Below are 10928 nucleotides of genomic sequence, written 5' to 3'. Positions count from 1 at the left end.
GTGTGGTCGGCAAACCACTTCTACCTTATCAGGGAGTTTTTTCTTTTTCTACTCTTCTCCTCGCTTTAAGCTATTTTTTACCCCCGGCTTAGCCGGGGGTTGTCTTTGGTACCACCAAACCGAGGCCCGCCGCAGTTTTACTGCGGCGGGCCCTGCGCGTTCTTTACAAAAGATATTGCATATATTACTGGAAATTTTACACCCCGATTGGTAATCCGCGTCTTGACTATCTTGCCATATGGTTGTATACTTTACACAAATAAAATCCGCGTATTTTGGATTTTATTTATTACCAATGACAAGAACCCCCAGTTTACGTCATTCCAGCTATTCTGGGGGGCTGCCAACAAGGAGAGGATACCTATGGCTTCCACCAAACCGAGTACGATCCTCCATGATTTTTCACAGGGCCACGCTGTACGGGCCCAGGAGTTTATGGGCGCTCACCCTGCTGTGCAGGACGGGCAGGATGGCTGGGTCTTCCGGGTTTGGGCTCCCCACGCCCAATTGGTCGCTGTAATGGGCGATTTCAACGGCTGGAACGACTCCGACCACCCCATGCAGCTGCTCTCCGACGGCGTTTGGGAGGTCTTTATCCCCGGTCTGAAGCAGTTTGACAGCTACAAGTACGCGGTCCATACCGCCTCCGGCCGGGTCCTGGCCAAGGCCGACCCCTACGCCTTCCACGCCGAGACCCGTCCCGGCAACGCCTCCAAGCTCTATGACCTGTCCGGTTACGGCTGGGGAGACGGCAGCTGGATGGATTACCGGAAGAACAATCCGATTTACCAGAAGCCACTGAATATTTATGAAGTTCATTTGGGTTCCTGGCGGCGTACCGGCGAGGACGAGATGCTCTCCTACCGGGATATCGGCAAGTATCTGGTGCCCTATGTGAAGGAGATGGGATTCACCCATGTGGAGCTGCTTCCCATCACCGAGCATCCTCTGGACGCCTCCTGGGGCTACCAGTGCACCGGCTACTTTGCCGCCACCAGCCGGTACGGCACCCCCCACGACTTTATGTGGCTGGTGGACCAACTCCATCAGGCCGGCATCGGCGTGATCCTTGACTGGGTACCCGCCCATTTCCCCAAGGACGCCTTCGGTCTGTACGAGTTTGACGGCGAACCCTGCTATGAGTACGCCGACACCCGCAAAGGCGAGCACGCCGACTGGGGCACCCGTGTCTTCGACTACGCCCGTCACGAGGTCCGCTCCTTCCTGTTCTCCTCCGCCCTCTTCTGGCTGGAGCAGTTCCACATCGACGGCCTGCGGGTGGACGCGGTAGCTTCCATGCTCTACCTGGACTACGGCCGCCAGGGCGGCGAGTGGGTGCCCAACGTGTTCGGCGGCCACGAGAACCTGGAGGCGGTGGACTTCATCCAGGAGCTCAACGGCCATGTGTTCCAGGAACACCCCGACGTGATGATGATCGCCGAGGAATCCACCGCCTGGCCCCGTGTATCCCACCCGGTGGGCGAGGGCGGCCTGGAGGGTGGCCTGGGCTTCAACCTGAAGTGGAACATGGGCTGGATGAACGACATCCTTCACTACATCAAGCTGGACCCCTATTTCCGGCAGTTCAACCACAAGGACATCACCTTCTCCCTGATGTACGCCTTCTCGGAGAACTTCGTGCTCCCCCTGTCCCACGACGAGGTGGTACACATGAAGGGCTCCCTCATCAACAAGATGCCGGGCACCAACGAGGAGAAGTTTGCCGGCGTCCGGGCCTTCTACACCTATATGCTCACCCATCCCGGCAAAAAGCTGCTGATGATGGGCAGCGAGTTCGGCCAGTGGAACGAGTGGCATTATGAGCACTCCCTGGACTGGCACCTGCTGGACCCGGACCAGGAGTGGGCAAAGCCTCACCGCCAGTTGCAGTACTACTTCAAGCAGGCCAACGCCTTCTACCTGGCCCACCCCGAGCTGTGGGAGCTGGACTTCTCCTGGGAGGGCTTTGAGTGGATCGAGGCCAACGACAACCAGGCCAACACCGTGGCCTTCCTGCGAAAGGACGCCAAGGGAGACGCCCTGGTCATCGTGTGCAACTTCTCCCCGGTGGACCGCACCGGCTATACCGTGGGCGTACCTGTCCCCGGCGTATACAGCGTCATCTTCAATTCCGACGATCTCGACTTCGGCGGTAAGGGGGGCGGCGACCATGAGCCGGTCCGCAGCCGCTATGTAGAGAGCCAGGGTCGGGAGCAGTCCATTACCATCTCCCTGCCGCCCATGAGCGCGGTGATCTACAAGTGTACCCGCAAGTTCCCCGTCCGCAAGAAGAAGGCGGATAAGGAGGAAGCCCCCAAGCCCGCCGTGCGCAAGAAGGCCGCCGCTCCCGCCGTGAAGGCCCCCGCCGCCAAGCCTGCGGTCCGCAAAAAGGCTGCCGCTCCCGCGGTAAAGGAGGCTGCCCCCAAGCCTGCCGTCCGCAAGAAGGCCGCCGCTCCCGCCGTTAAGGCGGAGGCTGCCAAACCCGTGGTCCGCAAAAAGAAGGAAAAGTGACCCCTCTCCGGAGAGCCGGAGTTTATCAGTTAGTTCCAGTTCAAACTCTGAGGTGATAGAATGAAAAAGGAATGTGTTGCCATGTTGCTGGCCGGCGGGCAAGGCAGTCGCCTGCACGCCCTCACCAGCCACGTGGCCAAGCCCGCAGTCCCCTTCGGCGGTAAGTACCGCATCATCGACTTCCCCCTGTCCAACTGCATCAACTCCGGCATTGATACCGTGGGTGTGCTGACCCAGTACCGCCCCATGGAACTCAATGCCTACATCGGCAACGGCGAGCCCTGGGATCTGGACCGCTCCTACGGCGGCGTCCACATCCTGCCCCCCTATATGCGGGAAGGCGAGAAGGGCACCTGGTACAAGGGTACCGCCAACGCCATCTACCAGAACATCAACTTCCTGGATACCTACAATCCGGATTATGTGCTCATTCTGTCGGGCGACCACGTCTACAAGATGGATTATGCCGATATGCTCCGCCGCCACAAGGACACCAAGGCCGCCTGCACCATCTCCGTGCTGGAGGTCCCCATGGCGGAGGCTCCCCGCTTCGGCATCATGAACGTCAACGAGAACGACGACATCTATGAGTTCGAGGAGAAGCCCAAGAAGCCCAAGAGCAACCTGGCCTCCATGGGCATCTATATCTTCACCTGGAAGAAGCTGCGGGAGTACCTCATCGCCGACGAGGAGGACGAGAAGAGCGCCAACGACTTCGGCAAGAACATCATCCCTGCCATGCTCAATGCCGGCGAGAAGATGACCGCCTATCGCTTCAAGGGCTACTGGAAGGACGTGGGCACCATTGACTCCCTGTGGGATGCCAACATGGATATGCTCTCTCCCGACAACGGCATCGATCTGTACGACAACGAGTGGCCCATCTTTGCCCGCACCCCCACCAAGCCCCCTCACTTCATGGGTAAGAACGCCAAGGTGGACCACTCCATGGTCACCGGCGGCTGCGAGGTGTACGGCACTGTGGAGAACTCCGTCCTGTTCCACTCCGTCATCGTGGAGGAGGGCGCTGTGGTGCGCTATTCCATCCTGATGCCCGGCACCGTGGTCAAGGCGGGCGCCGTGGTGGAGTATTCCATCATCGCGGAGAACAGCGTCATCGGTGAGCGGGCCCGGGTGGGCGCCTCCCCCGACGGCACTGAGGACTGGGGCGTGGCTGTGGTGGCCCAGAACCTGACTGTGGGCCCAGACGCTGTGGTCTCTCCCAAGGCCATGATTACTCGTAACGTGAAAGGAGGTGGGGTGAAATGATGAACAAACTGCACGGCATCATCTTCTCCTACCTTTCCAACCCCGACCTGCGGGAGCTGACCCAGAACCGCAACACCTGCTCCATCCCCTACGGCGGCCGGTACCGGGTCATTGACTTCATGCTCTCCAACATGGTCAACGCCGGTATCTCCGACGTTGGCATGATCGTGGATGCCAACTATCAGTCCCTGCTGGACCACGTGGGCTCCGGCAAAGACTGGGACCTGTCCCGCAAGCACGGCGGCCTGCGCATCCTGCCCCCCTTCAGCTACTCCGGCAGACGGGAAGGGATGTACCGGGGCCGTATGGACGCCCTGGCGGGCATCCGCTCCTACCTCCAGAACATCCGTCAGGATCACGTGGTGCTGGCCGGCGGCGACCTGGCGGTGAGCCTCCCCCTGCGGGATATCTTTGAGGCCCACATCCGCAACGACGCCGACATCACCGCCGTGTGCACCGGCCATCCCAAGGGCGATCCCAAGGGCTGCGACTACTTCACCATCGGCGCCGGCGGACGGATCACCGACGTGTCGGTCCATCCTCCCATCGCTCAGGGCTGTGAGTCCCTGGAGGTTTACATTCTCTCCAAGGAGCTGCTGCTCTCCCTGGTGGACCATTGTGCCGCCCACAACATCCACTCCTTCAGCATTGGTGTGCTCCAGTCCATGGTGGGCCAGCTGAAGATCGTCCCCTATGTGTTCGACGGTTATGCCGCCCGGCTGCAGTCGGTGGCGGGCTACTTCGCCCGCAGCATGGAGCTGCTGGATCCCGCCGTCCGGGAGCAACTCTTCGTGCCCGACCGTCCCGTCCGCACCAAGGACCGCTCCGATCCCTCCACCTACTATGGACCCGACTCCCGCTCCTACAACTCTCTGGTGGCCGACGGCTGCATCATTGAGGGCGAGGTGGAGAACTCCATCCTCTTCCGGGGCGTCCGGGTGGAAAAGGGTGCCAAGGTCTCCGGCTGTGTGCTGATGCAGGGCACCACCATCCAGGCCGGTGCCGTACTGAAGTACGCCATCACCGACAAGAACGTCCGGGTCAACCCAGGCCGGATGCTGATGGGCCACAGCACCTACCCCCTGGCCATCGCCAAAAACGAGATCGTCTGACCTGTATGCGGGGAGGCGGCGGCAAAACGCCGCCGCCTCCCTTTCCTGCGGCGTCTCCCGGGAGGCGTCCCGCATCCCGGCAAATTTATGGTTGGAGGTAATGTATGAATATCCTGTTTGCCACCTCTGAGTGCGCTCCTTTCATCAAAACCGGCGGACTGGCCGACGTGGCCGGCGCTCTCCCCAAGGCCCTGGCCAAGGACGAGAACAACGACGTCCGGGTGATCCTGCCTCTGTATGAGGGGATCGGCGAAGAATGGCGCAGCCAGATGACCTTTTTGAAATGCTTCCATATCACTGTGGCCTGGCGCACCCCCTACTGCGGTATCTTTGAGCTGAAGCGGGACGGCGTCACCTACTGGTTCGTGGACAACGAATATTACTTCAAGCGCGCCTCCATCTACGGCCACTATGACGACGGCGAGCGCTTCGCCTACTTCTCCCGGGCCGTTGTGGAGTCCATGGGCTGGCTCGACTGGCATCCCGATGTGCTCCACTGCAACGACTGGCAGACCGCCCTGGTGCCTATCTACCTGCTGGAGGAGCGTCACCGCATTCCTCAGCTGTATGACACCAAGAGCGTGTTCACCATCCACAACATCGAGTACCAGGGCCGCTATGGCAGCCAGACCCTGAAGGACCTGTTTGGCCTGAACGCCGGCTATTTCAACGAGCATATGCTGGCCTATCACGGCGACGTGAACCTGATGAAGGGCGCCATCTACGCCGCCGACTATGTCACCACGGTATCTCCCACCTACGCCGATGAGCTGCAGTACAGCTTCTACGCCCACGGCCTGGAGGGTGTTATTGCCGACAACCGCCACAAGCTGCGGGGTATCCTCAACGGCATCGACACCGAGGTGTACGATCCCTGGCACGACAAGGGCCTGACCAAACCCTTCTCCGTCAAGCAGATGGGCGGCAAGAAAAACTGCAAGACCGCTCTCCAGCAGATGTCCGGCCTGCGGGAAAATCCCGACACCCCCATTATCGCCTGTGTCTCCCGCCTGGTGAAGCACAAGGGCTTCGACCTGGTCACCGCCGCCATCCACGATATTATGGGCATGGACGTGCAGATGATCGTACTGGGCACCGGCGACTGGAACTTTGAGGAGGCCTTCCGTCAGGCTCAGAACCAGTATCCCGGCCGCTTCGCCGCCCATATCATGTACTCCCCCAATCTGTCCACCGCCATCTACGGCGGCGCCGACATCTTCCTCATGCCCTCCATTTCCGAGCCCTGCGGCCTGAGCCAGATGATCGCCATGCGCTACGGCACCATCCCCGTGGTGCGGGAAACCGGCGGTCTGCGGGACTCCGTGATTCCTTACAATAAATTTACCGGCGAGGGCACCGGCTTCTCCTTTGCCAACATCAACGCTCACGAGATGACCGGCGTGCTTGCCGACGCGGTAAACCTCTATCACAACGACCAGAGTGCCTGGAAGGGCCTCCAGAAGAACGCCATGTCCGCCGATTTCTCCTGGACCCGCTCCGCCGCTGCCTACCAGGAGATCTACGGCTGGGTCACCGGGAAGTAATGGGAAGGTTTTCCTTCTCTTGACAAATGGAATCCTGTTGTGATAAAATTCCGCTCCGCAGGGGGATTTTCCCTGCGGAGCGCCTATTTTGTTGCCATCCTAATTGTATTGGAGATGTCTGCATTGCATAAATACACCAAAAAAGAGCTGATGACCCTCATTACCGGCAAATTGCGCCGCAATTTTGGCCGTGACGTGGAGGAGGCCACCAGCCTTCATATGTTCAAGGCCTGCGCCATGGTGCTGCGGGATATCATTTCCGAGCGGCAGATGAAGTCCGAGGACAAGGTGATCGCGGAGCATCAGCGCCAGGTCCACTATCTGTCCCTGGAGTTCCTCATGGGCCGCTCCCTGATGAAGAACGCCTACAACCTGGGCGTGCTGGAGCCTCTGAAGGAGGCCATCGAGGGGCTGGGCTTCTCGGCTCCCGACCTGTTTGAGACCGAGCCCGACGCCGGTCTGGGCAATGGCGGCCTGGGCCGTCTGGCTGCCTGCTATCTGGACTCCATGACCACCCTGGATATCCCCGCCACTGGCTACTCCATCTGCTACGAGCTGGGTATCTTCAAGCAGAAGATCGTGGACGGCCAGCAGGTGGAGCTGCCCGACAACTGGCTGGGTCTGGGCGACGCCTGGCTCATCTCCAAGATGGATGAGGTGGAGGAGGTCCGCTTCGGCGGCAAGGTGGAGGACGAGTGGGATGAACTGGGTCACCACCGCATCAAGCACACCGGCTACGACGTGGTTCTGGCCGTGCCCAAGGACATGGAGATCTCCGGCTACAGCACCGAGCACGCCAACATCCTCCGCCTGTGGGACGCCAAGAGCCCCACGCCGGTGGATATGCACCTGTTCTCCTCCGGCCAGTACCTGAAGGCGGTGGAGCAGCGGGCCATGGCTGAGTCCATCTCCAAGGTGCTCTACCCTGAGGACAACCACTACGAGGGCAAGTCCCTGCGTCTGAAGCAGCAGTATTTCTTCGTGTCCGCCACCATTCAGTCCATCGTGCGCAAGCACCGGGCCGAATACGGCACCCTGCGCAACTTCCACCAGAAGCACGTCATCCAGATCAACGACACCCACCCCACTCTGGCCATCCCCGAGCTGATGCGCATCCTGCTGGATGAGGAGGGCTACGGCTGGGATGAGGCCTGGTATATCGTCACCCACACCATCGCCTACACCAACCACACCGTGCTGGCCGAGGCTCTGGAGCGCTGGCCCCAGCAGCTCATTGAGAACCTGCTGCCCCGGATCTGGCAGATCCTCATCGAGATCTCCAACCGGTACCAGAAGGTGCTCACCGACTACTTCCACGGCGACCTGTCCAAGGTGGCTCCCATGGCCATCATCTGGGGGGGCGAGGTGCGCATGGCCAACCTGTGCGTGTGCGCCTGCTTCAAGATCAACGGCGTGTCCGCCCTCCACTCTGAGATTCTGAAGAAGGACGTCTTCCACGATGCCTATCAGCGCACCCCCGACAAGTTCACCAACGTGACCAACGGCATTGACCATCGCCGCTGGCTGGGCGAGTGCAACCCCCGCCTGGATGAGCTGATCCGGGACTGCTGCGGCAGCGACAAGTACCTGCTCCAGCCCGACGCCCTGAAGGAACTGGAGAAGTTCCAGGACGACGCCGGGGTTCTGTCCCGCCTGGGCGAGATCAAGGCCGCCAACAAGAAGGCCTTCGCCACCTGGGTGGCCCGGGAGCACGGCATCTTCCTCAACACCGACGCCATGTTCGACGTGCAGGTGAAGCGGCTGCACGAGTATAAGCGCCAGCTGCTCAATGTGCTGCACATCATCTACCTGTACCAGCGGATGAAGAACGACTCCCACTTCGACTTTGCTCCCCGCACCTACCTGTTCGGCGCCAAGGCGGCTCCCGGCTACGCCGTGGCCAAGCGGATCATCCGTCTCATCAACTCCGTGGCCGACATGATCTCCAAGGACCCCATCTGCAAGGACCGGCTCCAGGTGGTGTTCCTGGAGAACTACCGGGTGAGCCTGGCTGAGAAGCTGATGCCCGCCTCCGAGCTCTCCGAGCAGATCTCCACCGCCGGCAAGGAGGCCAGCGGCACCGGCAACATGAAGTTCATGATCAACGGCGCTGTGACCATCGGCACCTTGGACGGCGCCAACGTGGAGATGCACCAGGTGCTGGGCGACGAGAACATCTTCCTCTTCGGCCTGAAGGCCCACGAGGTTGCCGAGCTCAAGCACAACGGCTACAAGTCCTATGAGTACTATATCCACAACAACGACCTGCGGTCTGTGGTGGAGCAGCTCAACCTGGGCTTTGGCGACGGCATTAACTACGACGACATCGCCCGCCGGCTGCTGTTCGGCGACGGCGGCCCCGCCGACGAGTACCTGCTGCTGGCCGACTTCGAGAGCTACCGGGACGCCCATGCCCGGGCCGGTCAGGCCTATCAGGACCCCAAGCGGTGGAACAAGATGTCTCTCATGAACATCGCCCGCTCCGGCATCTTTGCCGCCGACCGTTCCATCCGGGACTACGCCAAGGATATCTGGAACGTCCCCGTCCGGGAGATCAAGTAAATCACCTGCGATTCCGCGGGCGGCCAAAAGGCCGCCCGCTTTTTTTATCCGGATGCAATCATTTGGCCCGCCGCCGCGCTTTCTAGGCAGAAGGACAAGAAGGGAGTGAACGCAATGCCCACCCTCAATGGCAATTCTCTCTCCTGTGAGGAGATCCTGGACCGCTACGGCCCGCTGGTCTACCGCATGGCCATCCAGGGCACCGGCAGCGTGGCCGACGGGGAGGACGTGGCCCAGGAGGTCTTTGTGAGCCTCATCCAGTGCGACCCCCGCTTTGCCGATGAGACCCACCTGAAAGCCTGGCTCATACGGGCCACCGCCAACCGCTGCAAAAGCTGGGGGCGCTCCCCCTGGCACAGGCGCACCGTTCCTCTGGAGGAGGCCCGTCAGGCCGCCCCGCCGCCGGAGACCGGCGGCACCTGGGAGGCGGTGGCCGCCTTACCTCCCAAATACCGCTGGCCGGTGTACCTCCACTACATCGAGGGCTATACCGCCGCCGAAATCGCCCAACTGCTGGGCTGTCCCCGGAACACGGTGCTCTCCCGGCTGAGCCGGGCCAGAGACAAGCTGAAAGACGCGCTGAAGGAGGAATGGGCATGAACAGCAAGGATTACCGCAGCACACTGGGCGGCGTGACCCCCTCCCCCGCCTGGCGGGAGCGCACGCTGGCTGCCATGGAGCAGGCTCAGGGACAAAAGCGGCCCTCCCGTAAGCCTCTGGCCATCGCCGCCACGGCGGCGGCCCTGGCTGTAGCCGTCACCGGCGGGGTATGGCTGTCCAGCCGGACCGAAGTGGACCCCGACGGACCCGGCACCGCCCGCACACCGGAGCCGGTGGTCACACCCACCCCTACCATTAATCCCGAATGGATCTATTTTGAAAGTTTTTCCATTGTCACCGACCCCAGCCAGCTCATGGGCAACAATCCCACCGCCGGGCGGCTGGAGGAGCTGACCGAGCTACCGGTGTACCAGAACCCCATCCCCACTGAACGGGATCAGCGGGCGGCGCTTCAGGGCCTGGCAGCCGATCTGGGGCTGACCATCGCCCATATCAGCGATTTTACCTGGCGGCCCAGCACCGGGGAGGACACCATGGGCCGCTCTCCCACCCTGACCGCGGAATGTACCGACGGCACTAAGCTGCGGCTGGAGGGGTTCTACAGCCTGCAAATTTATGATTCTCCCGACCTGGCTGCCATGGCCGAGACCGCCCGCAGCTATCTCCTCTACAGCGCCATGACGCCGGAGGAAATGCTCTCCTCCTCCAGCGTGCCTCCCCAGACCGGGCAGGAAACCCTGGAAACCTACGCCTATACCGGAGAAGCGGATGTCACCCAGGCCACCTTCCTGCTGGACCAGGACGCCACCCCGGAGGAGCAGATCTACTCCTACAGCTTCCAGCGCATGGAGGTGCGGAATACTTCTCTGACCCTCTACCTCCAGCCCGGGGCGAGCGTGGGTACCTACCCCCTCCGCTCCCCCGACGACGCCCTGGATTCCTTCCGCTCCTGGGACTACTGGGGCAGCAGCTTTACCTACCACCCTGAAGATGCCCAGATCATCTTTGTCTCCCTGGAGTACGATATCAGTATGGGCCAGCCCTACTTCCAGCCGGTGTACCGTATTCTGTTCACACAGGACTACTGGGACATGGCCGACCGTATGTTTGACGGAGTGGACCCCTCCCCCTTTATGGGCGTAGGGGTAGCCTACGTCCCCGCCATCGATCCAAAGTATCAGGACGAGGTACCCTACCGGCGATATTTCAATGACGGTCTGGCCCACCACATTCTGGAGGAGCTGGCCTGAGAGTCAAAACCTCCGGCTAAGCCGGAGGCTTGAGTAGGCCCTAAAAGGGCCTGATACGGACGAAGCCCCTTAAGGGGCCCCGAAAGGTTTGCCGACTGCATTTCTTTCTCGGGCTTACC

At 61.1% G+C, this 10928-nt stretch carries 8 protein-coding genes; all 8 read left to right on the top strand.

Annotation, left to right across the window (positions count from 1 at the left end):
• A partial coding sequence (locus tag B5G06_RS14225; RefSeq protein ID WP_204220862.1) for a hypothetical protein occupies positions 1-214 on the top strand: 214 nt, incomplete at its 5' end.
• 149 nt (positions 215-363) lie between these two features.
• Entirely contained in the window at positions 364-2511 is a 2148-nt protein-coding gene (glgB, locus tag B5G06_RS13300) for a 1,4-alpha-glucan branching protein GlgB (protein WP_087189531.1), read from the top strand.
• A 60-nt stretch (positions 2512-2571) separates the two neighbouring features.
• Positions 2572-3780, top strand: coding sequence for a glucose-1-phosphate adenylyltransferase (locus tag B5G06_RS13295; RefSeq protein WP_087189530.1), 1209 nt, complete (start codon positions 2572-2574; stop codon positions 3778-3780).
• Entirely contained in the window at positions 3777-4892 is a 1116-nt protein-coding gene (gene glgD / locus B5G06_RS13290) for a glucose-1-phosphate adenylyltransferase subunit GlgD (protein ID WP_087189529.1), read from the top strand. The genes B5G06_RS13295 and glgD overlap by 4 nt, the downstream gene beginning before the upstream one ends.
• 104 nt (positions 4893-4996) lie before the next feature.
• Positions 4997-6436, top strand: a complete 1440-nt coding sequence (gene glgA, locus B5G06_RS13285; protein WP_087189528.1) for a glycogen synthase GlgA — start codon at positions 4997-4999, stop codon at positions 6434-6436.
• 114 nt (positions 6437-6550) lie between these two features.
• Positions 6551-8998, top strand: a complete 2448-nt coding sequence (locus B5G06_RS13280) for a glycogen/starch/alpha-glucan phosphorylase (protein WP_087189532.1) — start codon at positions 6551-6553, stop codon at positions 8996-8998.
• 114 nt (positions 8999-9112) lie between these two features.
• Positions 9113-9598 carry an RNA polymerase sigma factor gene (locus B5G06_RS13275; protein WP_087189527.1) on the top strand — a complete coding sequence of 162 codons (486 nt, stop codon included), beginning with the start codon at positions 9113-9115 and terminating at the stop codon, positions 9596-9598.
• Positions 9595-10809, top strand: a complete 1215-nt coding sequence (locus B5G06_RS13270) for a hypothetical protein (RefSeq protein ID WP_087189526.1) — start codon at positions 9595-9597, stop codon at positions 10807-10809. The genes B5G06_RS13275 and B5G06_RS13270 overlap by 4 nt, the downstream gene beginning before the upstream one ends.
• The last annotated feature ends 119 nt before the right edge of the window (positions 10810-10928 follow it).

This window comes from Flavonifractor sp. An52, assembly GCF_002159385.1.
GTDB classification, from domain to species: Bacteria; Bacillota; Clostridia; order Oscillospirales; family Oscillospiraceae; genus Flavonifractor; species Flavonifractor avicola.
This window is presented reverse-complemented; position numbering and strand designations above follow the sequence as displayed.